Raw genomic sequence first — 23,729 nt, forward strand, 5'->3', positions numbered from 1 at the left:
CATCGTCCGCGATGGGTATGTTCGTTCAAAAATCCCCTCAGGGTGCTGGCGTTCTGAACCTTGGCCAATTTGGCCGGGTTTTACCGGCCGTCATGTTGTTGGGGACGTCGGTTGGGGCAGGATTTGCCATCAGATCAAGCGCGCAGATCGGCAGGCGGAAGCCTGGCGGGACGGTTGCGTTTTGCCGGCCTCGACGAGACGCAATCCGATTTCCTGCGCAGCTATCGCAGCATGCTGGAGCCTTACGTCAAGGCCGGCCTGCGGGACGTGATGACCCGTTTCCAGTCCATGCCGGACTGTTCTCCGTCTTTCGAAAGCGAAAACCAGCTCGACCGCCTGCACGATCTGCAATCCTCGCATTGGAGCGTTCTGACCGATGCGCGTTTCGATGCGCTCTATGCTGAGCGGGTGAAGGTTCTTTCCGACAATGCCAGCCGCATGGGTCTCGATCCGCGCTGGCAGATCGCCAGCCACGCGGTGGTTCTGGAACATCTCGTCGGTGGGCTGGTGGCCGAACATGCGCCGCGCTCCATCCTGCCCGGCAACCGCAAGAAAACCCGTGAACTGGCGGAAGCCGTCAAGAATGTCGTCCGTCTGGTGATGGTCGATACCGAGATCGCCGTCTCGCTGCGCTTCAACGAGTTGCGCCTGCGCCATGGCCGCGAACTGGCGGAACAGCGTGACAATGACCGCTCCGAAGCGGCGAAGTTGCTGGGCACGGCATTGACGGCCTTTGCCGCAGGCGATCTGCAGGCCCGCATCGGCGGCGAAGTGCCGGAAGCCTATCGAGATGTCGCGGCTTCCTTCAACACGGCTCTGGAAACGATCGGCGCATCGCTGATCGCGGCGCAAAACAGCATCGGCGAGGCCGAGGCGCTCGGTGCGCGGTTTGCCGATATGGGCCGCTCCATGGCCGAGCGCTCCCGCCAGCAGGCCGAAGCGCTTGCCGAAACCTCCCGCGCCATCCAGACGATGATCGGGAACGTTGCTGAAAACGGCGCGCGCATATCGGCCACGGAAACGGCTGTTTCCCGCGCCCGTGAGGCGGCGGTCGAAAGCGGCAAGGCGATCGGCGAGGCGATTGACGCCATGTCGGATATCGAACAATCCGCCGAACAGATCGGCAGGATCATCGGCACGATTGACGAGATCGCTTTTCAGACCAACCTTCTCGCCCTCAATGCCGGCATAGAGGCGGCGCGCGCGGGTGAAAGCGGACGTGGTTTCGCGGTCGTCGCGCAGGAGGTTCGGGCGCTCGCCCAGCGTTCCGCCGACGCTGCAAGGGAAATCAAGAGCCTTGTCGGCACCACGAAGACGCAGGTCGAGGGCGGCGTGCGCATGGTCAACCGCACGCAGGACGCAATCGGCGGCGTCGTCCGGCAGGTCTCAGGCATCAACGACATGATCGCGGAAGTCTCCCGGCATACGGCCGAACAGGCCGGCGAACTGCAATCGGTTGCCGCCAATATCGGCGAGCAGCAAAGGCAGGCCGGCCGGAACGCCGTCGATATCAGCGCGAGCGCCTCCGAGGCGGACGCGCTTCAAACCGTCATTCTCGAACTCGGCCGCACCATCCGCGAATTCCGCATCGCCCGTCAGGGGCAGGCGAAAGCGGCGTCCGGTGCGGACCGGCAGGACACTTCATTTATGGCCCGTGCGGACAATCGCACGGATTACGGCCAGGATTACCAACAATTCAGACGTCAGGGAGTCATGTAATGGCAGCCAGAAAAGCAGCTGAGGCGACGCTGAAACTGTCACCGGTGCTGGATCTCAACGAAGCATCGGCCCTGCACGGCAAGCTGATGACGCTGAGGGGAGCACCTTTGTCGGTAGACGCGTCCGAGGTGGAGCGTATCGGTGCGCTTTGCGCCCAGGTCCTCATGGCCGGCGCGAAATCCTGGGAAGAGGATGGCAAGCCCTTCGGTTTTGCCAGGGTGTCCGATGCATTCGACAAGACGATGAAACTGATAGGCGTCGATATTGACCATTTGCTCCCCAAGGAGATGCAAAAGTGAAGAAAAAAGTTCTTACCGTGGATGATTCCCGGACGATCAGGAACATGCTCCTGGTCACGCTCAACAATGCCGGTTTCGAAACCATTCAGGCTGAAGACGGCATCGAGGGCCTCGAAGTGCTCGAGCAGAGCAACCCCGATGTTATCGTGACGGACATCAACATGCCCCGTCTCGATGGTTTCGGCTTTATCGAGGGTGTACGGCGCAACGAAAAGTATCGTGCGATCCCGATCCTCGTTCTGACGACCGAAAGCGACGCAGAGAAGAAGAACCGCGCCCGTCAGGCCGGTGCGACGGGCTGGATCGTCAAGCCGTTCGATCCTGCAAAACTCATCGATGCCATTGAACGCGTAACCGCCTGATACGGGACATTTCACGATGGATATGAACGAAATCAAGGAAATCTTTTTCCAGGAATGCGAGGAGCAGCTCGCCGAACTGGAATCGGGGCTTCTTAAATTGAATGACGGCGACCGCGATCCGGAAACCGTCAACGCCGTTTTCCGTGCCGTTCATTCCATCAAGGGCGGGGCGGGTGCCTTCGGTCTCGATGATCTCGTGGCCTTCGCCCACGTTTTTGAAACGACTCTCGACTGCGTCCGCTCCAACAAGCTGGAGCCGACACAGGATGTTCTGAAAGTCATGCTGCGCTCCGCCGACGTGCTGGCGGACCTGACCAATGCGGCCAGAGACGGCGGCAGCGTCGATGAAAGCCGCACCCGCGGCCTCGTCAAGGAGCTGGAAGCGCTGGCAAACGGCGAAACCGTGCAGGTTTCCGCGCCCGTGGCAGCGCCGGCCGCCGTCAAGGCGCCGCAACCCGTCGCACCCAAGCCGACGGATGAGAGCGGCTTCGAACCGATCCCGTTCTCCTTCACGGACTTTGCCGACGAAACCACGCCGCTGATGGAAGCGCCGTCCTTCCAGATCACCTTCAAGCCGCATGCGTCGCTCTATTCGAAGGGCAACGAGGCGGCACTTCTCCTGCGCGATCTTTCGCGCATCGGCGATATGAGCATCAATTGCGACATGTCGGAGCTGCCTTCGCTCGACAAGCTCGATCCTGAAGCATCCTATCTTTCCTGGACGGTTTCGATTGCGACCGACAAGGGCGAAGAGGGCATCCGCAGCGTCTTCGAATTCGCCGAATGGGATTGCGATCTGGAAATCGTGCCGGTTGTTTCGGATGCCGCAGACGACGCGGAAGAGCTTCCGATGATCCCGGTGCCGTTCGATCTTTCGGCCCTCGATAGCGGACCGGAAGAGCAGCCCGCTGTTGAAATCGCCACGGCTGAAGCGTCCTACGTTGCCGCAGCCGTCGAAACGGCCGTCGCGACGACGCAGATCGCCCAGAGCGTCAATGCCGCCATCGAAAAGCGTGAGGCGGCGGCAGCGCCTGCCGCAGCCCAGGCGAATGCCAATGCGGCGGCCAATGCCAGCGCCGGCCAGACCATCCGCGTCGACCTCGACCGTGTCGACCGCCTCATCAACCTCGTCGGTGAACTCGTCATCAATCAGGCGATGCTGTCGCAGAGCGTCATCGAAAACGATGCGAGCGGCACCTCCGCCGTCAATATGGGCCTCGACGAGCTGCAGCAGCTGACGCGCGAAATCCAGGACAGCGTCATGGCGATCCGCGCGCAGCCGGTGAAGCCGGTCTTCCAGCGCATGTCGCGTATCGTCCGCGAAGTCGCCGACATGATCGGCAAGCAGATCCGCCTCGTCACCGAAGGCGAGAACACGGAAGTCGACAAGACGGTCATCGACAAGCTGGCCGAACCCCTGACGCATATGATCCGCAACGCCGTCGACCACGGTATCGAAACGCCGGAAAAACGCGAAGCGGCGGGCAAGAACCCGGAAGGCACCATCAAGCTTTCGGCCAAGCACCGTTCGGGCCGCATCCTGATCGAGCTTCAGGACGATGGCGCGGGCATCAACCGCGAGCGCGTTCGCCAGAAGGCAATCGACAACGACCTCATCGCCGCCGATGCGAACCTGACCGATGAAGAGATTGACAATCTGATCTTCGCGCCGGGCTTCTCCACGGCGGACAAGATTTCCGACATTTCCGGCCGTGGCGTCGGCATGGATGTGGTCAAGCGCTCCATTCAGGCGCTTGGCGGCCGCATCAGCATCTCCTCGCGCCCCGGCCATGGCTCGACCTTCACCATGAGCCTGCCGCTGACGCTCGCCGTTCTTGACGGCATGGTGGTGACCGTTGCCGGCCAGACGCTGGTGGTGCCGCTGACGGCAATCGTCGAAACCCTGCAGCCGGAAGCGAAGAACATTCACTCCTTCGGCGCGAACCAGCGGCTGATCTCCATCCGCAACTCCTTCTGCCCGCTGGTCGATGTCGGCCGCGTGCTGAACTTCCGCCCGACCCAGGCCGATCCGGTCGAAGGTGTCGCCCTTCTGGTGGAATCGGAAGGCGGCGGCCAGCGTGCCCTGATGGTGGATGCGATCCAGGGCCAGCGTCAGGTTGTCATTAAGTCGTTGGAAGCCAACTATACCCATGTTCCGGGCATTGCCGCCGCCACCATCCTCGGTGACGGCCGCGTTGCGCTCATCCTGGATGTCGATGCCATCGTCAGCGCCTCGCGCGGACAGCCCCTGAAGCAGGAAATGTCGCTTGCGGCGACAGGTTGAAAGCGGATCGTTCATGGCAGCACTTAATTTCAGCGATCAGCGCCAGTCTCCCGACGAGGTTCTTGCCAGCGGCGAATACCCGCTGACGAGACGCGACCTGTCGGAAATCGCGGCGATGATCTATGCCGATGCGGGCATCTATCTCAACGACACCAAGGCGTCGCTGGTCTATTCCCGCCTGTCGAAGCATATCCGCAATCTCGGCCTGTCGGGTTTCCGCGAATATTGCGCATTGGTGTCTTCGCCGGATGGCGCGCAGGCGCGGCGCGAAATGCTGTCGCACCTGACGACGAATTTCACCCGCTTCTTCCGTGAAAACCATCATTTCGAACATCTGCGTGACGAGGTCCTGCCGGGCCTCATCGCCCGGGCGAAGAGCGGCGGACGTGTCCGCATCTGGTCGGCCGCCTGTTCGGATGGGCAGGAGCCCTATTCCATCGCGCTCACCGTGCTCGCCATGTTTCCGAATGCGGCGGATTACGATTTCAAGATTCTCGCGACGGATATCGACCCGAAGATTTTGGCGCAGGCCCGGGCAGGGGTCTATGACGACAATGCGCTCGAAACCGTGTCTCCCGCCATGCGCAAGCAATGGTTCACGGAAGTCGATGCCGGCGGTCGCCGCAAGTTCCGCATCGACGACAAGGTCAAACGCCTCATCACCTTCAACGAATTGAACCTGATGACGCAATGGCCCTTCAAGGGCAATTTCGATGTGATCTTCTGCCGTAACGTCGTCATTTATTTCGACGAGCCGACGCAGATGCGTATCTGGTCGCGTTTTGCCGGGCTGCTGCCTGAAGGCGGTCATCTTTATATCGGGCATTCCGAACGCGTCTCCGGTGACGCCAAGAACCTGTTCGATAATACGGGCATCACCACCTACCGCTTCACTGGCCACGCTTCGGGGAGGAAGGCATGAGCGCACTCGCACGGGTACTCGTCGTCGATGATAGCCCCACCATGCGCGGCCTGATTTCGGCTGTCCTCAAGGCCGATCCGGAAGTCGAGGTGGTCGGGCAGGCCGGCAACGCCATGGAAGCACGCGCGGCCATCAAGCAGCTCAATCCCGATGTCGTGACGCTCGATATCGAGATGCCGGAAATGAACGGGCTGGAATTTCTCGAAAAGATCATGCGCCTGCGGCCCATGCCGGTCATCATGGTCTCGTCGCTGACCCATCGCGGCGCGGATGCTTCGCTGGCCGCGCTTGAAATCGGCGCCTTCGACTGTGTCGGCAAGCCGGCGCCGGGCGATGCGCGCCCCTTCGGCGATCTGGCCGACAAGGTGAAGGCCGCCGCTCGCTCGCAACACGCCGCCTACCGTGCGGCGCGCCCGGAAGCCGCCGCCGCGCCGCAGCCGGTCCCGGTCAGTGAATATCGGGCTGGGCGCAAGGTCGTGGCTATCGGTTCCTCCACGGGCGGTGTCGAAGCGCTGATCGCCGTGCTGCAGAAATTCCCGGCCAATTGCCCGCCGACCGTCATCACCCAGCACATGCCACCGACCTTCACCAAGAGTTTCGCCGAACGGCTGAACCGCATCTGCGCCCCCGTGGTGGAAGAGGCGACGGACGGTGCACGTCTTCAGACCGGCAAGATCTATCTTGCGCCGGGCGGCGAGCGCCATTTGCAGATCGCCAACCGGTCCGCACCCTGCTGCCGGCTCGTCGAACGCGATCCCGTCAACGGCCACCGACCCTCCGTCGATGTGCTGTTCGATTCGGTGGCTGAGCTTGCCGGCCGTAACGCCGTCGGCGTCATTTTGACCGGCATGGGCCGCGATGGCGCAGCCGGGCTGTTGAAGATGCGTCATGCCGGCGCGCGCACCGTCGGCCAGAACGAAAAAACATGTGTCGTCTACGGCATGCCCCGCGTGGCCTATGAACTTGGCGCCGTGGAACAGCAACTCCCGCTGGCCTCCATCGGCGAAGAAATCCTGAAACTAACCACTGCCCGTAAAGAAGGTGCTGACTAATGTCTCTCGCAGAAAAGATCAAAGTTCTGATCGTCGACGATCAGGTGACCAGCCGGCTGCTCCTCAGCGATGCGCTGACACAGCTCGGCTTCAAGCAGATCACCGCCGCCGGTGACGGCGAGCAGGGAATGAAGATCATGGAGCAGCAGCCCCATCATCTCGTCATTTCCGACTTCAACATGCCGAAGATGGACGGTCTCGGTTTCCTGCATGCCGTCAGGGCCAATCCGACCACTAAGAAAGCCGCCTTCATCATCCTCACCGCGCAGGGCGACCGCGCGCTGGTGCAGAAGGCAGCCCAGCTCGGCGCCAACAACGTGCTGGCCAAACCCTTCACGATCGACAAGATGCGCGCTGCCATCGAAGCGGTTTTCGGATCGCTGAAATGATTGAAGCTGCGGCCAAGCGCGTACATATCATTCAGGGCGAGTATAAGGTCGTCAGCGATCCCGATGTGGTGCTGACGACGATACTCGGTTCGTGCGTGGCTGCCTGTCTGAGAGACCCCGTTGCCGGCTTGGGAGGCATGAATCACTTCCTGCTGCCGGGAACGGGAAATGTGACCGGCGGAGATGCGACGCGTTACGGCGTGCATCTCATGGAGCTCTTGATCAACGGCCTCCTGAAGCAGGGCGCGCGGCGCGACCGGCTGGAAGCCAAGGTTTTCGGCGGCGCCAAGACGATTGCCAGCTTCTCCAATGTCGGCGAGCAGAATGCCATCTTCGCCATGCAGTTTCTCAAGGATGAAGGTATTCCGGTCTTAAGCTCCTCCACGGGCGGGGACCACGGCCGAAAGATCGAATTCTGGCCGGTCTCCGGGCGCGCGCGTCAGCATCCGCTCAGCGGCGCGGAAACCCAGAAGACGGTTGCCATGGAAACGCGTCCGGTGCCGGCCCCCAAGCCAGTCGCCAACGACATCGAATTTTTCTAGTCACGGAGTTTCCAATGCAGCTTGCAGAGCACACCGCCGCCACTCCGTTCGAAGAAGCCCTGCCGGACGTTCTGATGCGCGTGGTATCGGAACTGCACGACGTCGCCTATCTCATCGAGCGCATCGAGCCGCAATTGCTTGAAGTGACCAGCGGTCAATTGTCCAGTGAAGGCGTCAAGCTGTTGCAGGGCATCGACCTTGCCGTCCAGAAAACCCGCGGCCTTGCGGAATTCATCGATACCATCACCGGTTCCATCCCCGGAAACTGGATCGTGGATGTTTCCACCGCCCTCAGCCTGGTCAAGCTGGCCGAGATGCAGAAGGCGCTCGGCGCGGCCTTCCGCCATGGCCATTCCCAGCCGCTCGACAAGGCCTCGGGCGACTTCGACCTCTTCTAGAACTATTTCGGCCAGCGTTGCCGTCCTTCGCGGAATGCGGAGAAAGGCAACGCTCGCGCAAGCTTCGCACCCTATTGTCACGACGGGGCCAAAAGGTCTCGGACTCTATGAATGACGGTGCGGAACAGAATGAATCTGTTAAATCAAATCCCTCAGGTCTTGAAGAATGTCGCGGCGCTGGGGCAGACACGGCTGCTGATGCTGGGCGGCGTGGGCGTTGTGTCCATGGCCATCATCCTTGCCGCAGCTCTTTACGTGAACCGTCCCGCTTACGAGACCCTCTATGTGGGGCTTGAAAAAAGCGACCTTAACAAGATCAGCATTGCGCTCGCCGAATCGGGTCTGGACTTTCAGGTGGGGACCGATGGTTCCAGCCTTCAGGTTCCCGTAGGCCTCACCAGCAAGGCAAGATTGCTTCTGGCTGAGCGCGGCCTGCCCGACAGCGCCAATGCCGGTTATGAGCTTTTCGACAATGTCGGCTCTCTCGGCCTGACCTCCTTCATGCAGGAAGTGACGCGCGTTCGCGCCCTTGAAGGCGAGATCGGCCGCTCCATCCAGCAGATCGACGGCATTGCGGCCGCACGGGTCCATATCGTCATGCCTGACGTCGGCAATTTCCGCCGTGGCGAACAGAAGCCCACCGCATCGGTCATGATCCGCGCCAGTGCTTCGGCCGGCCGCAAGGCGTCCGCCTCCATCCGTCACCTCGTCGCCTCGGCCGTTCCCGGCCTTGAAGTCGATGATGTGACCCTGCTTGATTCGACCGGCCAGCTTCTCGCTTCCGGCGACGATGTCACCAATGCCGCCATGAACCGCTCGCTGACGCTGGCGCAGAACGTGCAGCAGGAAATCGAAACCAATATCGACAAGGCGCTGGCGCCTTTCCTCGGCATGGACAATTTCCGCTCCAGCGTCACGGCGCAGCTCAATACCGACAGCCGCCAGATCCAGGAAACCGTCTACGACCCGGAATCGCGCGTCGAGCGCTCCGTGCGCACGGTAAAGGAAGACCAGAAATCCCAGGAAACGCAGCCGGATACGGCCGCGACCGTGGAACAGAACGTACCGCAGGCAGCACCCCAGGGCGGCGGCGGCGGTCCGCAGTCCTCCGACCAGTCGGCCAAGAAGGAAGAGCAGACCAATTACGAGATCAATTCCAAGACGGTAGCCACGGTCAAGAACGGCTACACCGTCGAGAAGATTTCGGTCGCGGTCGTCGTCAACAAGGGCCGGATCGCCAAGATGGTCGGCGAGCCAGCCGATCAGGCGAAGATCGACGCCTATCTTGCCGAAATGCAGAAGATCGTCACGTCGGCTGCGGGCATTTCCTCCGACCGTGGCGACATCGTCTCGCTGACGGCGATGGACTTCCTCGAAACGCAATTGCTGGATGAGGCCGCAACCGGACCGGGCATCATGGAAGTGCTGAGCCGCAATTCCGCCGGCATCATCAACTCGCTTGCCTTTGTCGCGGTCGCCTTCCTTGTCGTCTGGCTCGGTGTACGCCCTCTGGTTCGCACGGTGACCGGCAACGGTGCCGCCGCAGGTCAGCTCAGCCAGGAGGCCGCGGGTCTCGAACTGCCGGATTTCTCTCCCGGCATGGATGCGGGCGCAGGCGGTCTCATGGAAGGTTTCGGGGCGGATTTCGGCTTCGACAGCACCGACGACCTTCTGGCGGGTGGCGATGGCGAGGGCACATTCAACCGCCGGGTTCGCGAAGGACCGGAACGCAGGCTCTCCCGCATGGTGGAAATCAGCGAGGAAAGAGCCGCCAAGATCCTGCGCAAATGGGCGGTGGAAAAAGCAGCATAATATCGAAAAGGCCGGTTTTACCCGGCCTTTTTTCCGTTTTTGGGCTTTTTGCTATGCTTGGCGGGCGAGCCGTGGCAATCTCGTTTCAGGACAGTGTTTACAAAAAATTCAGCAACGATACAGTTTGCTGGGAATTGGCTGAGAATGCCGTTTATGGATTGAACAGCTTTTCAGTATGTTTTTTTAGTAATAGACGAGCAGGGAAATACGTGGAAAGGCTGGTGTCAGGTAATGGCAAATCCCAGTCCGTTCCATAAAATGAAGTGATTCGGTCTCCGGGGGCTTGCCGTCCCATTTTGGTAAGCTTCTCGAATGGAATGATTCCATCCCGAGGTATAATCTCCCACTGGGAGCAAGAGGGCGTAGGCGATTGAAAGTCGATGTTGATATCCGCAGGCTGTCTGCCAAGCCTATGGAGGGCATGGGTAAGCCCTTGCCGCGCGATCAGCTTGCTAAAAACGTCGCAGCCACGGCTGCTGCCGGTAACGTTGCAGGCGCACTGGATCTGCTCGTAACCTACGCTGGCGCCTCGCATTATCTGCTGGCGCGGGATGATCTTCTCGAAGAAACCGGACTGAAATTCATCGTCACCTCCGACTGGCCTTTCGATCTGGTCCGCAGGCTTGGTATCGAACTGGCCAACAGCCAGAACAGATCGAGCGAAATGGAGAAATGCCTTTCGCTTCTGCAGCCGCGGCTGCTCTTCCTTCCCGACGATGTTTCTGTTCCCTACGGCATAGACCGGCAATATTCGGCGCTGTCTTTCTGTGTGGGCCGCATCCGGCTTTCGCTGCTGCTGCTGTTTCCCGAAGAAGCCGTGCCTTCGCCGGAAAGGCTTCGCGAAATCGCCCTGCTGACGGGCTATTGCGTCAGCTTCGGCATTGCCAGCGAAGCAAAGACCGTGCGCGATATCGATCTTACGGAGCGCGAGCTTGAATGCCTGTTCTGGATCGCGGAAGGCAAGACGAGCGATGAAATTGCGATGATCCTTGGCATTTCGCGCAATACGATCAATAATTACATTACAAGCGTGATGCGTAAAACCGCGACGAAAACCCGCTCGGAGGCAATTGCCTATGCCGTGCGCAACAACCTCGTATAATGGTCGGACGGATGGTACAGACGAAAGACAATGAGGGTTCAGGTCAGACGGGCATGTTTTACCGCAGCCCTGTCGTGACGAGCCGGTCGGATCTTTTTCCGAAGCTCGTCGCCATGCAGAAGCTGGTCGGCGCGCGCAATTTCGTGGTGACGAAGGCTGCCGCTTCCGGTTTCCCCAACAAGAAGAAGCTGACCTGCGAGCTGGAAAACTGGGGCATGAATGCCGCAGAGCAGAGCGCGCAGTTCATCCGCGCCGTCGGCGACATTCTTCTCGATCATATCGAGACATCGCTTTTGCCGGTTATCTGGCGCAACAAGAATGCCGGCGGCTTTGCCGATCTTCCCGATGTGCCCGCACTTCTGCGTCGCATCGAGAACGACACATTGCCCTATGCGGGGCTCGCGCTTCCGGTGCGGCTCGGCACCATCGGCAACGGTTACATCGTCTTCTGCGGCACCAACCTCGTTCTCGACAATGAGGTCGTGATCGAACAGCACATCAAGTGCTGCGAGATCATGGTGGACATGCTGGCGCTGGACGAGCGCAAGGCGGCGCCTTCCGAGGCGCTGAGCGAGAGGGAAATCGCCTGCCTGCAACTGGCGGGTGACGGCCGTATCAGCGAAGAAATCGCGGTCAAGCTCGGGCTTTCCGTGCATACCGTCAACGCCTATCTCGGTTCGGCGACGATCAAGCTCGATTCCGTCAACCGTATCCAGGCGATCGCCAAGGCCATCCGGCTCGGTTATATCCACTGATGGCGGACGGGTTTTCCCGTCCCTCATAAGCCGGTAGGCGCCGGCCCGCCTTGTGCCCCCCTAAAAGGCGCTATCGACACTTCGCGTTTTTTTAACAGTTGCCTACTAGAACTTTTATAAGTTTGGCTTTGGGGAACTGTTTCATGCACAACCGGCTCTTTAAGTCCGTTGCCGGCAAGGTCGTCGCGTTGACGATCGGCCTGATCACGCTCAGCGTGGCGGCAGTTGGTTTTTCGACCTACATTCGCTTGAAGGACAACATCATCACCACCGCGCTGCGTGATACGCACAGCGCAATGCGCGGCATGGCCATCCTCTATGAGATGAAGGTCGGCGGCGTTGCCCTCGAAATGGTGGATGGCGAGTTGAAGAGCGTCGGTCGCGCCAGCATCGGAACGATGCGTGACAATGACCTCGTCGATCGCACGGCAGCCGGCAACGGCGGTATCTCCACTGTTTTTGAAGCCAAGGCCGGCGAGTTCATTCGCCTGACCACCAATCTGAAGAACGAAAAGGGTGAGAGAGCAGCAGGCACCAAGCTTGCTACCGATCATCCCGCTTTCCCGAAAGTTTCCAAGGGAGAGGCCTATTTTGGCACCGCCACGCTGTTCGGCACCAGCTACATGACCGGTTATATGCCGGTTACGAACAAGACCGGCGCAACCGTCGGCATCCTGTTCGTGGGCGTTCCCATGGATGTCTACGATGCGCAGATATACAGCCTGCGCGACATGATGCTGATCTGCGGCGCGCTCGCCATGCTTGGCGTCGGATTGCTCGCCTATTTCGTCATCAAGCGCACGCTTCAGCCGCTTGGCAAGCTGACCGATGCGGTGAAGTCCCTTTCGGACGGCAATCTCGACACGCCGATCCCCTACGCCACCAACACCAATGAATTCGGCAACATCGCCCGCGCGCTGGTGATTTTCCGCGAGAATGCGATCGAGAAACTGGCGATTGAGGGCAAAAGCGCCGAGGAACGCTCCGCAGCCGAGTCCGAACGTCACCGCAACGACGCCGAGAAACAGGAGCTCGACGGCCAGATCGAATTTGCGGTCAGCGAGATTGCTTCAGGCCTCGGCAGGCTGTCGCGTGGCGATCTGAGCCGCACGATCGAGACGCCTTTCGCTGGCCGTCTCGACCGTCTGCGCACGGATTTCAACGAATCCCTTCTCAATCTGCGCGATGCGCTGGGGCAGATCCGCGAGCGCACGCTCATCATCCAGCATAGCGGTTTTGAAATCGAGCAATCGTCGGTCGATCTGTCGAAGCGTACCGAAAATCAGGCCGCCTCGCTGGAAGAGACTGCCGCCGCCGTGGACGAAATCACGGTTACCGTCAGATCCTCGGCCGAGCGGGCGCGGGAGGCCAATGAGGCCGTGCGCATCACCAAGCAGAGCGCCGACAGTTCCGGTTCGGTCGTCAGCAACGCCGTCGACGCCATGGGCCGCATCGAAGACGCCTCGCGCAAGATCGAGCAGATCATCGAGGTCATCGACGACATCGCCTTCCAGACCAATCTCCTTGCGCTCAATGCCGGCATCGAGGCGGCGCGTGCGGGTGAGGCGGGCAAGGGTTTTGCGGTGGTGGCGCAGGAAGTGCGCGAGCTTGCCCAGCGCTCCGCCGACGCGGCCCGCGAGATCAAGCAGCTCATCAACCAGTCGACGCATGAGGTCAGCTCCGGTTCGAAGCTGGTGCAGGAGGCGGGCACGGTTCTTTCCGCCATCAGCCAGCAGATCGTTACCGTCAGCCAGCATGTCGAAACCATCGCGACGGCGACGCAGGATCAGTCCTCCGCGCTTCATAACGTTAACAGCTCCGTCAACCAGATGGACCAGATGACGCAGCAGAATGCGGCGCTTGCCGAACAGTCGAGCGCGGCCAGCCGGGTATTGTCAGGCGAGGTGGAAGCGCTGCTCGATCTGGTACAGCGGTTCCAGATGGAACAGGGTTCGGCGACCGGCAGGGATCGCTACAATCAGGCGGCCTGATAGGTCTGTTTTTTGAAGGTCAAAACCGCTCCCGGATCCGCAAGGTCCGGGAGTTTTCATTCGGCCGCTGCCCGCACCGTACTGGATATCTGGTTGATATAGGCCCGCAGTGCCGCCGGTTTGACCGGTTTGTGCTGAACCGAAATCCCGTATTTTTCGGCATCGCTGCGCACTTCCGGGCTGCGATCCGCCGTCACCAGCAGGGCAGGGATCGTCTTGCCGTAAAATGCCCTGATGAGACGGATGGCGCTGATGCCGTCGCCATCGTCCAGGTGGTAATCGGCGACGATGACGTCGGGAGCTTCGCTCAAAGTGAGGAAGGGTTCCTCCAGCGTCGCCACGGAACCTGCGGGTAAAACCTCACAACCCCATCCCGTCAAGAGCAGCGTCATGCCCTCGAGGATTTTCGGCTCGTTGTCGATGCAGAGCACCCGGACGCCCTGAAGGCGGTCGCTGGCTGCCGGACTGGTTATCCCGCCATCGACTTTGGCCGGTTCGAGGCGATCCGCCTCGCGCGGCAGGTGGATGCGGAAGGTTGTGCCTTTTCCGGGGGTGGAAATCAGCTGGACCGGATGGTGCAGCATGCGCGACAGCCGGTCGACGATAGAAAGACCGAGCCCGAGGCCGGACGCCGTTCTCGCACCCTCGTCCAACCGGGCGAATTCCTTGAAGACGGTGCGAAACTTGGATGAAGGAATGCCGATACCGGAATCCGTCACCTGAATGACCACTTCGCCGCCCCGGCGGCGCGCGCCGACGACCACCTTGCCCTTCAGCGTGTATTTGATGGCGTTGGAAACCAGGTTCTGTATCAGACGCCGCAGGAGATTGGGGTCGGAGCGGACCGTGAGCGAGGTCGGCATCACCACGAGGTCGAGGTTCTTTTCCTGCGCCATCGGCGCGAAATCGGTTTCGATGCGTTTCAGCAGCTCATTCAGCGGCACGGATGTCATGCGCGCCTTCATCGAGCCGGTGTCGAGACGGGAAATATCGAGAACCGCGCCGAGAATGGTTTCGACCGATTCCAGCGCCGAATCGATATTGTGGACGAGATCGCTTTCTCCCGATGCGCCAAGCCGTTCGACCAGCGAGGAGGAATAGAGGCGGGCGGCATTCAGCGGCTGGAGAATATCGTGGCCGGCGGCGGCGAAAAACCGCGTCTTGCCGATATTCGCCTCGTCGGCGGATGCCCTCGCTTCCGCCAGTTCGCGGTTGACGCGGGTAAGCTCCACTGTTCGCTCCGCCACGCGCTGCTCCAGCGTCTCGTTTGCCTGTTTCAGCGCCTGATCGCTCGCAACACGCTGGGTGATATCGGTGAAGGTGGCGACGATGCCCTTGTCCGGCATGGTGTTGGAGCGCACTTCGATGATGCGCTCGCCGCCCGCCAGCACCAGCGAGAAGGGCAGGTCCATTGTCAGGAAGCTGGTAATCAGCTCGTTCGTGTCGCCGTCAGGCATGTCGCCGCGTTCCTGCAGCATCGAAACGATATCCGTCAGCGGTACGCCGACCTGCCCGAATTGCTCGGGCAAATCCAGCAGCGTGCGGAAGCGCCGGTTCCAGATGGTGAGCTGCTGCGAACTGTCGAAAACCGCAATGCCCTGATCCATCTGGGCGAGCGCGGTCTGCAGCATGTCCTGATTATATTGCAGGGCCTCGCTTGCCTGATCGAGCAGCCATGCCGTGTCCGCGCTGGTATCTTCCGCCTTCTGAAGAATGATCGAAAGCACCAGGCGGGCGGAGGAGGAGCCGATGGCGCTGCCCAGCAACTGTTCGGAGAAATGGATCAGCGCCATGTCCGCCGGCTGATCGTCATTGAGCTTCCTGCCCGCTGTCTTTTCATAGGTCGCGAGTGACCGCAACATGCGCTCCTCGCCGAGATAGCGCGCCACCGCGCTTTTGAGGTCGCCGACGCTGACACGGGTTTTCCAGCCGCGCGTCGCAAATTGCGATTTCGAGTGGCGCTTGACGAAGATGCCGGACTGGATGCGCTCCACCGGCCTCGGATTGCGCGAAAGCGAGCCGAGCACGAAGGCAAGGCTGTTGACGAGCAGGCTGAGAATGACCGCATTCACGAACGGGTCGGCTTCAGGCCCGTTGAATACCGTGCTGCCGGAAAACAGGAAGCCGAGAATATTCGCCGCGACCTCGGAATTATCCGGCCCGCCGAAGCTCGGCAGGAACAGCAGATAGGCCCAGACGAAAAAGCCGGAACTCAGCCCGGCGATTGCGCCGCGCGCATTGGCGCGCCGCCAGAACAGCCCGCCGAACAAGGCAGGGGCCATCTGAGCGATGGCGGCGAATGCCAGGAGGCCGATGGAGGCGAGGCCCGTGGCGCTGTCGGCGGCGCGATAATAGCCATAGCCCAGAAGCAGCACCGCAAAGATTGCCGTTCTGCGGATGTTGAGCAGCGTCTTGGCGAAGTCGTCCCGGTGCGGAGAACGGTTCAGCAGCTTCTGCCGCAGGAAGATCGGCATGACGATGTCGTTGGAAATCATGATCGATAGCGCGACCGAAGCGACGATCACCATTGCGGTCGCCGCCGAAAATCCGCCGATGAAGGTGATCAGCGACACGACCGGCATTTGGTGATTGAGCGGCAATTGCAGCACGTAGAGATCGGCATCGCCATTGGCGCCGAGCGTCAGAATGCCGGCCAGCGCAATCGGCAGCACGAAGATGTTGATCGCGATGAGATAAAGCGGCAGCAGGAACCCCGCCATGCGCAGCTCTTGCGGGGTGCGGTTTTCAACCACAGTGACGTGGAACTGGCGCGGCAGCAGGATGATGGCGAAGCAGGAAAGCAGCGTCATCACGATCCAGCGGCTGACGGGCGTGTGATAGGATATGGCCCGCATGGCCTGTTCGTTCTCGGAGGCGAGTTGCCATAGGTGCACGGGACCGTCGAAGAGCACGAAGAGCACGTAAAAGCCGACGGTGCACATCGCGACCAGCTTGACCAGCGATTCCATCGAGATCGCCAGAATGAGCCCGTCCTGATGTTCGGTGGCATCGGTGTGGCGGGTGCCGAACATGACGGCAAACCCCGCCATGACGATGGTGACGACCAGCGGCAGATCGAGGAAATAAAGATTGCCGCTGCCAATGCCGTAATCGCCGGGATCGACCATCGTCGCCACCGAGCTGGAAACGGCTTTCAGTTGCAGAGCGATATAGGGAATGGCGCCGACGAGAGCGATGATGGCGACGATCATCGCCACGGTGGAGTTCTTGCCGTAACGGGCGGCAATGAAGTCCGCAACGGACGTCAGTTTTTCCGTTTTCGCCAGTTCGACGATGCGGCGGATGATCGGCATGCCGATGGTGAAGGCAAGGATCGGACCGGTATAGATGCCGAGAAATTCCAACCCCCTGTCTGCCGCAAGCCCCACACCGCCGAAATAGGTCCAGGAGGTGCAATAGATCGCCAGGCTGAGCGCATAGACGAACGGACGCCCCTTGTTCGGAGCGTTTCTTTTGCGGCTCTTCCTGTCCCCATAGCTTGCAACCGCAAACAGCAGCAGGACATAAGCGAAGGCCGAACCGAATATGATCCACCCAGGAAGCACGCATCCTCCCCATGCAAGAATTCCCTGATATCAAGCATAGGCGAATTCCGCGCCGTTGAGAATGAGCGCGGTCTGAGCATAAAGTTCAAGGCGAGCGTGCAAAAAAGCTAATAAATGCAATCCCGCGGATTCCAAATGAAGCCCGTACCCTATATGGTTTAACCCGTAGGGACAGTCACATAGCTTCAGCTCGCGAAGCAGGAGAGAGGGACAATCTGAATGCTTAACGAATTTAAAACCTTCATTGCCCGCGGCAATGTCATGGATCTGGCCGTGGGTGTTATTATCGGTGCGGCTTTCAGCAAGATCGTCGACTCCGTCGTCAACGATCTCATCATGCCGATTGTCGGGGCGATCTTCGGCGGGTTCGATTTTTCGAACTACTTCCTGCCGTTGAGTTCCAACGTCAACGCCCCCTCGCTCGCCGCCGCCCGCGAGCAGGGCGCCGTCTTCGCCTACGGCAACTTTCTGACGGTTCTCATCAACTTCCTTATCCTGGCCTGGATCATTTTCCTGATGGTCAAGGGCGTCAACAAGCTTCGTGAGTCCGTTGAGCGCAAGAAGGTCGAGGAAAAGCCGGAAGCAGCACCGCCGCCGGAAGACGTCAAGCTCCTCACCGAAATCCGCGATCTGCTGAAGACGCGTTGATTATCGCCATCGTCCCCGGCCTGATGTGCCGCCCCATGCGGCCGGCGATCTCCTGCCGGGGATGACCCATAAAGAAAATCCATGATCGCCTCACGGAATATCATGCACACGGCTGGTTCGATGCGATAAGAAGGCACCAAACGGAGTGTCTTTAATGTCCATTTTGAACAGTCTGAGTGCGCGCTCTCTGGCGGCTCCCGAGAGCGGCATTGTTGAAGTCGTGAATTATGCCCGGGGGCGGGACAATCTCCTGCCGCTTTGGGTTGGCGAAGGCGATCTGCCGAGCCCAGACTTCATCAATCAGGCCGCCATCGACGGGCTGAATAATGGCGAAACCTTCTATACCTGGCAGCGTGGCATTCCCGAACTGCGGCAGGCGCTGAGCCGTTATTACGAGCGCCATTTCGCGGCGTCGCTGCCGCCGGAGCATTTCTACGCTGCCGGTTCCGGTATGCAGGCCATCGTGCTAGCCGTGCAGGCGCTGACCTCGCCGGGCGACGAAATGGTCTATCTGTCTCCGACATGGCCGAATATCGTGGCCGCCATCGGCGTGGCGGGTGCGAAGGCGGTTCCGGTCGGTATCGATTTCCGCGACGGCCGCTGGGATCTCGATATCAACAGGCTGGAAAGCGCGATCACCGGCAAGACGAAGGCGCTTTTCATCAATACGCCCTCCAACCCGACCGGCTGGACGGCGACGCGCGACAATCTCCGCGACGTTCTGGCTCTCGCCCGCAAACACGATCTGTGGATCGTCGCCGACGAGATTTATGCGCTTTATCATTATTCCGGCAGCCGTGCGCCGTCCTTCCTCGACGTCATGGAGCCGGACGACAAGATCGTCTTCGCCAATTCCTTCTCGAAGAACTGGTCCATGACCGGCTGGCGCGTCGGCTGGCTTGTCGCCCCGCCGGCCATCGGCCAGGTGATCGAGAATCTCATTCAATATTCCACCTCAGGCGTGGCGCAATTCATGCAGCGCGGCGCTGTCGCCGCCCTCGATCACGGCGATGGTTTCGTCCGCGAAAATTACGAACGCGCTCTGACCTCCCGCGACATTCTATGCGATGCGCTCATCGCGACGAACCGTGTGGAAACCCTGAAGCCGGACGGCGCCCTTTACGCCTTTCTCAAGATTGACGGCGTGACGGACAGCCGGGCGACGGCGCTCGATATCGTCGACAAGACCGGGGTTGGTCTTGCGCCCGGCACGGCCTTTGGCCCGGGAGGGGAACTGTTTCTTCGCGCCTGTTTCCTGCGCAACCCCAGGCAGATAGAAGACGCGGCCGAACGGCTGGCATCCTATATCCTCGGCAGGTAAGCGTCGGCTTTCCGTACAATGGTTTCCCCTGCCGCTCCGGGATCGCGCTGCGGTAGGAAAATCGACAACAAAATCACAGCGAAGACCTAAAACTGCAACCCCACGGCGCAACCATCGACGTGGGGCATTTTCTGTGATATGCGCTCCTTGTTCCATTTATGAGAACATTTTCACTAATAGATAAAAAGCACTTCATTGCGCTAACCAATCGTAAGCCACCTTTTTAATGGGGCGGTGGATTGGTCGCGTATTCGCTGTGCAAGTAATCAATGATGAAGAATTATTGGCTTTGATGAGCTCAAGAAAAGCAAACAGGGAAGTAGTGTCATGGCTGTTCTGGTCACGGGTGGGGCCGGTTATATAGGAAGCCACATGGTGTGGGCTTTGCTCGATGCCGGGGAAGAGGTCGTTGTTGTCGACCGGCTTTCGACGGGGTCGCGCTGGGCAGTCGCGCCGGCGGCGCGTTTTTATCTGGGCGATGCGGCAGACCGCGCCCTGCTCGACCAGATTTTCGAAGAAAACCAGATCGAGACCATTTTCCACTTCGCAGGCTCTGTCAGCGTTCCTGAATCGATCAGCCAGCCGCTCGAATATTACGAAAACAATACGGGCACGACCCGCGCCCTCGTCGCTGCGGCGGTCGCCCATGGCATCCGCAATTTCATCTTCTCCTCGACAGCCGCCGTCTATGGAAACCAGCCCTTTGATGGCCCGGTTCCTGAAACCGCGATCCTCAGCCCGGAAAACCCCTACGGCCTGTCGAAACTCGCCTCTGAAATCATGCTGCGCGATGTCGTGCAGGCGCATGATTTCAACTATGTGGCGCTGCGTTATTTCAACGTCGCCGGAGCCGACCCGCAGGGCCGCGCCGGGCCTTCCCCCACGGGCGTGGCAAACCTCATCAAAGTCGCCTGTGAAGCCGCAACCGGTCGCCGCGACCGGGTGGACGTTTACGGAACGGATTACCCGACCGCCGATGGCACCGGCGTCCGCGACTATATTCACGTCAGCGACCTGATCGACGCACATATGCTGGCCATGGCGCATCTGCGCGCCGGTGGCGGCACCCGCACACTCAATTGCGGTTATGGCGTCGGCTATTCGGTTCTGGATGTCCTGCAGGCCGTGCAGCGGGAATCGGGACGCGATTTTCCGATCATCCATTGTCCGCGCCGCCCTGGCGATATTGCGACGATGGTGGCGGATTCGTCGCGTATCCAGTCGGAACTGGGCTGGCGTCCCCGCTTCAACGATCTGGCGACGATCGTTCGCACCGCGCTTCAGTGGGAGGCCAAACGTCAGGCCCAGCAAAGCGACAGGATTCCGCCGGTGCGGCGCAAGCTGGCTGCAATAGGCTGAGCGGCATTCGCCTCACCGGACACGGTCTTTCTTGACGGACGCATAGAGCGCCGGCCGATCCTGTGGAGCGGCTGGGCTAAGCCAGCGATTCCGGTCGAAGAAACTGCGTGTCAGCTTCAATCCCGGCGATTGTTCGTTTGCGAGCAAAATCACGTTCAGGCGATGCGGCGCCGTCGGTTCCGGTTTTATGGAAACCGAAATACCGAAATGTTGTGCCTGATAGGGCTGCATCCGGCGTGCCGGCTCAAGCATGTCCGCCAGATCGGCCCAGCGTGTCTGTCCGATAATCATGGCGAGCGCTTCATCGAGCTTCGCCAGAACGGCCGTCCCGTCCGGCGTTTTGGGCGCAACGGCCTTCATCCTGATGGAGCGAATTTCTCCGGACGCTTCGCCCCTTATTTCAAGAAAGAGCGATGCCCGCTCGGCCGGGTCCGATGCGTTTCCTGCCGCAAAATCGGCCATACATTCGAAGCTGCGGATGTTGACCGGGCTGGCGTGCCAGCCCTGCGGGTTGGAGAAACCTGCGGCTGTAAAGCGCTCGCAAAGCTCCTTGCCGGAAACAACGAAATCGCGGGCGAAAGATGCTCTGTCGCCCACTTGCTCGAACTTCAGCAGATGCGGCGGCAGAGAGACTTTTTGGACGGCGAGTTTCTGCCGCTTGACGGGCTTCATCTTCGGTGGCGTGGCGGATTGTATGGCGGGCGCCAGATTGAGATAGGCCAGCAGGCCTTTGAGGTGCTTCTTGTCATTGGCCAGCAGCACCGTCGCGCCTATGGCAAGGCAAACGGCCAGCACCGCAAACAGCAGCGCGCCATGGCTCACTCTCTTTTGCAAGCCTGCGTCCATCGCAAGACCTTAAGGGGCTGGCGGAAAAAGGCGTCAGCCGGTTCTGATATGGTTTTTCGGGCTGTCGGCAACCCGGTGAATATGTGGTGTGAGCGGTGGCTCTGAAAATCTTATGCAATTCACCGCCGAAGTTTTCGGCGGTGCAGGTTCTCATTCGGAGTTGTTCTTGCCGCCGTCCTGTCCGCCGGCGCTGCTTTCATCGTCTGCAACCGGAATGGCGTAGGAGCCTTTCAGCCAGCGGGCAAGATCGAGCGAGCGACAGCGATCCGAACAGAAAGGATAGTCCTCGCGCGTCGACGGCCGGCCGCATTCCGGGCATGGCTGGGTTTTGCGAAGCGGCGTGACTTTTCCAGCGCCTTCGGGAGATTTTGCCATGGCCTATCCTTCGAGCCAGCCCGAAGTCACCTCAAATCCTTCTCCGGAAAGAAGCGACATGGTTTCATAAAGCGGCAGGCCGACGACATTGGTATAGGAGCCGGTCAGTTTCTGCACGAAGGCGCCGGCAATGCCCTGAATGCCATAGGCTCCCGCTTTGCCGCGCCACTGGCCCGACGCGATGTAAGCCTCGATCTCTCGCGTGGAGAGGCGCTTGAAGCGCACCTTGGTCTCCGCCACCTTCTGGCGGATCTTGCCGCCGGGGGTCACAAGGCAGATGCCGGTATAGACCCAATGGCTGCGTCCGGAGAGAAGATGCAGCGCCGCTGAGGCATCTTCCGTATATTCCGCCTTGCCGACGATGCGGCGGCCGACAGCGACCACTGTATCGGAGCCCAGAACATAGGCGTCTTTCCACGCCAGCTCGCCCTTCAGCGCCGCCTGCGCGGCTTCCGCCTTCTGCAGTGACAGACGGAGGCAGAGCGTGCGCGGATGCTCGAGCTTGGCCGGCGTCTCGTCGATATCCATCGGCATCAGACGTGCCGGTTCGATACCGATCTGATGCAGCAGCTCCAGACGCCGCGGCGAGCCGGATGCCAGAACGAGCTTTTGTTTTGAATTGGTCATTGCGCGGCCCGGGCGTCCGTTGCGGAACGTGGATTACTTGAAGCGATAGGTGATGCGGCCCTTGGTGAGGTCGTAAGGCGTCATTTCGACCAGCACCTTGTCGCCGGCCAGAACACGGATACGGTTCTTGCGCATGCGGCCCGCCGTGTGGGCGATGATTTCGTGGTCGTTCTCAAGCTTCACGCGGAATGTTGCGTTCGGCAGCAATTCGGTTACGATGCCCGGGAATTCAAGGACTTCTTCTTTTGTCATGTAAGGGTTTTCTTCCTGTTGATAGTGCCGGACATATCGAGTCCGGGAAAATTGCGCGGAAACTACACAATCCCGGCACATTTGTGAACCTCTAAAGCATCGGCTTGAAAATCGCGATTGATTTTAACAGGCCGAGGCAGTTTTCAGTCTTTTGAAAGCGTATCCGCCACCGGCTGCTGCCGCCTCGGCAGTCGTTCCGAGATCAGCTTTGCCAGATGGTCCCGCACCTCGCGATAGGCGTCGAGAATCTGCTCGCGCGTGCCTGTGATCACCGTTGGATCCATGGTCGGCCAATAGACCACGTCGAGCGAATTCGAGCGCGTCAGTTCCAGTGCGGCGTGATGGGCTTCCGGCGTCAATGTAATGATCAGATCGAAAAAATCATCCTCGATCTCGTCCAGAGTGCGCGGTTTGTGCTTGCCGAGCGAAAACCCCTGTTCTTCCAGCACCGCATCCACGAATGGATCGCGCTCGCCCGCCCGCACGCCCGCGGACTGGATGTAGATGCCGGGCGCCACCAGCCGTTTGGCTATGACCTCCGCCATGGGGGAGCGGATGGAGTTCATGCCGCACATGAAGAGGACCGATTTGGGCGCTCGTCCCTCGTTTGGCGCTGCGGCACGATCGATCATCTCTAACCCCGCCAATAAAGCACGCAGACAAGGGTGAAGAGGCGGCGCGCCGTGTCGAAATCTATCCTGATCTTGCCGGAAAGCCGGTCCATCAGCGTCTGTGAGCCATCATTGTGAATGCCGCGCCGGCCCATGTCGATCGCCTCGATCTGGCTCGGCGTAGAGGAGCGGATCGCTTCGTAATAGCTTTCGCAGATCAGGAAATAATCCTTGATGATGCGGCGGAACGGCGTCAGCGACAGAATATGGGTCGCGACATCCTTCTCGTCTTCGGTGCGGATTGAAAAAACCAGCTTGGCATCGACCAGCGATATATGCAGCCGATAGGGGCCGCCATCATGGCCGAAGGGTTCGAAGCTGTTTTCTTCGATCAGGTCGAAAATGGCGACGGCGCGTTCATGCTCAACGTCGGGCGTGGACCGGCCGATGCTGTCGTCCAGTACCACGTCGCAAAGCCGGAAATCGCCTGAAGCCAT

At 60.2% G+C, this 23,729-nt stretch carries 23 protein-coding genes; 16 read left to right on the top strand and 7 right to left on the bottom strand.

What is annotated here, in order from left to right:
- Positions 1 to 174: 174 nt before the first annotated feature.
- The 13 genes from FGF54_RS00780 to FGF54_RS00840 all read left to right on the top strand — a co-directional run bounded on the left by FGF54_RS00780 (position 175) and on the right by FGF54_RS00840 (position 13,627).
- Positions 175 to 1,719 (top strand): globin-coupled sensor protein, encoded by a 1,545-nt coding sequence (locus FGF54_RS00780; protein WP_142778657.1) that lies wholly within the window; start codon positions 175 to 177, stop codon positions 1,717 to 1,719.
- A complete protein-coding gene (locus FGF54_RS00785) occupies positions 1,719 to 2,018 on the top strand; it encodes an STAS domain-containing protein (RefSeq protein WP_003503483.1) in 300 nt (99 codons plus the stop codon). Before FGF54_RS00780 ends, FGF54_RS00785 begins: the two co-directional genes overlap by 1 nt.
- Entirely contained in the window at positions 2,015 to 2,380 is a 366-nt protein-coding gene (gene cheY1 / locus FGF54_RS00790; protein ID WP_003493773.1) for a chemotaxis response regulator CheY1, read from the top strand. The genes FGF54_RS00785 and cheY1 overlap by 4 nt, the downstream gene beginning before the upstream one ends.
- Before the next feature lie 16 nt (positions 2,381 to 2,396).
- Positions 2,397 to 4,664: a chemotaxis protein CheA gene (locus FGF54_RS00795; protein ID WP_142778658.1), complete on the top strand. Its 2,268-nt coding sequence runs from the start codon at positions 2,397 to 2,399 to the stop codon at positions 4,662 to 4,664.
- A 13-nt stretch (positions 4,665 to 4,677) separates the two neighbouring features.
- Positions 4,678 to 5,586 (top strand): protein-glutamate O-methyltransferase CheR, encoded by a 909-nt coding sequence (gene cheR, locus FGF54_RS00800; RefSeq protein ID WP_003522764.1) that lies wholly within the window; start codon positions 4,678 to 4,680, stop codon positions 5,584 to 5,586.
- On the top strand, positions 5,583 to 6,638 hold the full coding sequence (gene cheB, locus FGF54_RS00805; RefSeq protein ID WP_003522763.1) for a protein-glutamate O-methylesterase CheB: 1,056 nt from the start codon (positions 5,583 to 5,585) through the stop codon (positions 6,636 to 6,638). Before cheR ends, cheB begins: the two co-directional genes overlap by 4 nt.
- Complete coding sequence (cheY2, locus tag FGF54_RS00810) at positions 6,638 to 7,027, top strand: chemotaxis response regulator CheY2 (RefSeq protein ID WP_003503467.1); 390 nt, start codon at positions 6,638 to 6,640, stop codon at positions 7,025 to 7,027. The genes cheB and cheY2 overlap by 1 nt, the downstream gene beginning before the upstream one ends.
- Positions 7,024 to 7,569: a chemoreceptor glutamine deamidase CheD gene (gene cheD / locus FGF54_RS00815; RefSeq protein WP_003522762.1), complete on the top strand. Its 546-nt coding sequence runs from the start codon at positions 7,024 to 7,026 to the stop codon at positions 7,567 to 7,569. The genes cheY2 and cheD overlap by 4 nt, the downstream gene beginning before the upstream one ends.
- 14 nt (positions 7,570 to 7,583) lie before the next feature.
- The gene (locus FGF54_RS00820; protein ID WP_003522761.1) at positions 7,584 to 7,967 is read left to right on the top strand and encodes a hypothetical protein; all 384 of its coding nucleotides are present in this window, start codon (positions 7,584 to 7,586) and stop codon (positions 7,965 to 7,967) included.
- 129 nt (positions 7,968 to 8,096) lie between these two features.
- The gene (gene fliF / locus FGF54_RS00825) at positions 8,097 to 9,779 is read left to right on the top strand and encodes a flagellar basal-body MS-ring/collar protein FliF (protein ID WP_035262795.1); all 1,683 of its coding nucleotides are present in this window, start codon (positions 8,097 to 8,099) and stop codon (positions 9,777 to 9,779) included.
- Positions 9,780 to 10,149: 370 nt separating this feature from the next.
- Positions 10,150 to 10,881 carry a transcriptional regulator VisN gene (gene visN / locus FGF54_RS00830; protein WP_035262791.1) on the top strand — a complete coding sequence of 244 codons (732 nt, stop codon included), beginning with the start codon at positions 10,150 to 10,152 and terminating at the stop codon, positions 10,879 to 10,881.
- 53 nt (positions 10,882 to 10,934) lie between these two features.
- Complete coding sequence (visR, locus tag FGF54_RS00835) at positions 10,935 to 11,636, top strand: transcriptional regulator VisR (protein ID WP_003522758.1); 702 nt, start codon at positions 10,935 to 10,937, stop codon at positions 11,634 to 11,636.
- A 143-nt stretch (positions 11,637 to 11,779) separates the two neighbouring features.
- Complete coding sequence (locus tag FGF54_RS00840) at positions 11,780 to 13,627, top strand: methyl-accepting chemotaxis protein (RefSeq protein WP_080817891.1); 1,848 nt, start codon at positions 11,780 to 11,782, stop codon at positions 13,625 to 13,627.
- 56 nt (positions 13,628 to 13,683) lie between these two features.
- On the opposite strand, the gene FGF54_RS00845 is transcribed toward FGF54_RS00840, so the two are convergent.
- On the bottom strand, positions 13,684 to 17,193 hold the full coding sequence (locus FGF54_RS00845) for a hybrid sensor histidine kinase/response regulator (RefSeq protein ID WP_142778659.1): 3,510 nt from the start codon (positions 17,191 to 17,193) through the stop codon (positions 13,684 to 13,686).
- Positions 17,194 to 17,412: 219 nt separating this feature from the next.
- Between FGF54_RS00845 and mscL the strand changes: the two genes are divergently transcribed.
- From mscL to galE, 3 genes are all read left to right on the top strand, one after another.
- Positions 17,413 to 17,841: a large conductance mechanosensitive channel protein MscL gene (gene mscL / locus FGF54_RS00850; RefSeq protein ID WP_065654472.1), complete on the top strand. Its 429-nt coding sequence runs from the start codon at positions 17,413 to 17,415 to the stop codon at positions 17,839 to 17,841.
- 154 nt (positions 17,842 to 17,995) lie between these two features.
- Complete coding sequence (locus FGF54_RS00855) at positions 17,996 to 19,162, top strand: pyridoxal phosphate-dependent aminotransferase (protein ID WP_142778660.1); 1,167 nt, start codon at positions 17,996 to 17,998, stop codon at positions 19,160 to 19,162.
- A 327-nt stretch (positions 19,163 to 19,489) separates the two neighbouring features.
- Positions 19,490 to 20,521, top strand: coding sequence for a UDP-glucose 4-epimerase GalE (gene galE / locus FGF54_RS00860; protein WP_004432463.1), 1,032 nt, complete (start codon positions 19,490 to 19,492; stop codon positions 20,519 to 20,521).
- 12 nt (positions 20,522 to 20,533) lie between these two features.
- On the opposite strand, the gene FGF54_RS00865 is transcribed toward galE, so the two are convergent.
- The 6 genes from FGF54_RS00865 to FGF54_RS00890 all read right to left on the bottom strand — a co-directional run bounded on the left by FGF54_RS00865 (position 20,534) and on the right by FGF54_RS00890 (position 23,729).
- A complete protein-coding gene (locus FGF54_RS00865; protein WP_168207960.1) occupies positions 20,534 to 21,367 on the bottom strand; it encodes a DUF6030 family protein in 834 nt (277 codons plus the stop codon).
- A 150-nt stretch (positions 21,368 to 21,517) separates the two neighbouring features.
- On the bottom strand, positions 21,518 to 21,742 hold the full coding sequence (gene yacG, locus FGF54_RS00870; RefSeq protein WP_142778661.1) for a DNA gyrase inhibitor YacG: 225 nt from the start codon (positions 21,740 to 21,742) through the stop codon (positions 21,518 to 21,520).
- Between the two features lie 3 nt (positions 21,743 to 21,745).
- On the bottom strand, positions 21,746 to 22,369 hold the full coding sequence (locus tag FGF54_RS00875) for a Maf-like protein (RefSeq protein ID WP_142778662.1): 624 nt from the start codon (positions 22,367 to 22,369) through the stop codon (positions 21,746 to 21,748).
- 33 nt (positions 22,370 to 22,402) lie between these two features.
- Positions 22,403 to 22,621, bottom strand: a complete 219-nt coding sequence (gene infA / locus FGF54_RS00880) for a translation initiation factor IF-1 (protein WP_003503453.1) — start codon at positions 22,619 to 22,621, stop codon at positions 22,403 to 22,405.
- A gap of 143 nt (positions 22,622 to 22,764) precedes the next feature.
- A complete protein-coding gene (locus tag FGF54_RS00885) occupies positions 22,765 to 23,253 on the bottom strand; it encodes a low molecular weight phosphatase family protein (protein WP_142778663.1) in 489 nt (162 codons plus the stop codon).
- A gap of 2 nt (positions 23,254 to 23,255) precedes the next feature.
- On the bottom strand, positions 23,256 to 23,729 hold the full coding sequence (locus FGF54_RS00890) for a UPF0262 family protein (RefSeq protein ID WP_004432477.1): 474 nt from the start codon (positions 23,727 to 23,729) through the stop codon (positions 23,256 to 23,258).

This window comes from Agrobacterium sp. T29, assembly GCF_006970545.1.
In the GTDB taxonomy this organism is placed as follows: domain Bacteria; phylum Pseudomonadota; class Alphaproteobacteria; order Rhizobiales; family Rhizobiaceae; genus Agrobacterium; species Agrobacterium leguminum.

Bases quoted from the DNA above. Each gene is read 5' to 3' on its own strand.
- FGF54_RS00785 (WP_003503483.1), top strand. From the start codon at position 1,719: ATGGCAGCCAGAAAAGCAGCTGAGGCGACGCTGAAACTGTCACCGGTG.
- FGF54_RS00795 (WP_142778658.1), top strand. From the start codon at position 2,397: ATGGATATGAACGAAATCAAGGAAATCTTTTTCCAGGAATGCGAGGAG.
- cheR (WP_003522764.1), top strand. From the start codon at position 4,678: ATGGCAGCACTTAATTTCAGCGATCAGCGCCAGTCTCCCGACGAGGTT.
- cheB (WP_003522763.1), top strand. From the start codon at position 5,583: ATGAGCGCACTCGCACGGGTACTCGTCGTCGATGATAGCCCCACCATG.
- cheY2 (WP_003503467.1), top strand. From the start codon at position 6,638: ATGTCTCTCGCAGAAAAGATCAAAGTTCTGATCGTCGACGATCAGGTG.
- cheD (WP_003522762.1), top strand. From the start codon at position 7,024: ATGATTGAAGCTGCGGCCAAGCGCGTACATATCATTCAGGGCGAGTAT.
- FGF54_RS00820 (WP_003522761.1), top strand. From the start codon at position 7,584: ATGCAGCTTGCAGAGCACACCGCCGCCACTCCGTTCGAAGAAGCCCTG.
- fliF (WP_035262795.1), top strand. From the start codon at position 8,097: ATGAATCTGTTAAATCAAATCCCTCAGGTCTTGAAGAATGTCGCGGCG.
- visR (WP_003522758.1), top strand. From the start codon at position 10,935: ATGTTTTACCGCAGCCCTGTCGTGACGAGCCGGTCGGATCTTTTTCCG.
- FGF54_RS00840 (WP_080817891.1), top strand. From the start codon at position 11,780: ATGCACAACCGGCTCTTTAAGTCCGTTGCCGGCAAGGTCGTCGCGTTG.
- mscL (WP_065654472.1), top strand. From the start codon at position 17,413: ATGCTTAACGAATTTAAAACCTTCATTGCCCGCGGCAATGTCATGGAT.
- FGF54_RS00855 (WP_142778660.1), top strand. From the start codon at position 17,996: ATGTCCATTTTGAACAGTCTGAGTGCGCGCTCTCTGGCGGCTCCCGAG.
- galE (WP_004432463.1), top strand. From the start codon at position 19,490: ATGGCTGTTCTGGTCACGGGTGGGGCCGGTTATATAGGAAGCCACATG.
- FGF54_RS00865 (WP_168207960.1), bottom strand. From the start codon at position 21,367: ATGGACGCAGGCTTGCAAAAGAGAGTGAGCCATGGCGCGCTGCTGTTT.
- yacG (WP_142778661.1), bottom strand. From the start codon at position 21,742: ATGGCAAAATCTCCCGAAGGCGCTGGAAAAGTCACGCCGCTTCGCAAA.
- FGF54_RS00875 (WP_142778662.1), bottom strand. From the start codon at position 22,369: ATGACCAATTCAAAACAAAAGCTCGTTCTGGCATCCGGCTCGCCGCGG.
- infA (WP_003503453.1), bottom strand. From the start codon at position 22,621: ATGACAAAAGAAGAAGTCCTTGAATTCCCGGGCATCGTAACCGAATTG.
- FGF54_RS00885 (WP_142778663.1), bottom strand. From the start codon at position 23,253: ATGATCGATCGTGCCGCAGCGCCAAACGAGGGACGAGCGCCCAAATCG.
- FGF54_RS00890 (WP_004432477.1), bottom strand. From the start codon at position 23,729: ATGGCTTCAGGCGATTTCCGGCTTTGCGACGTGGTACTGGACGACAGC.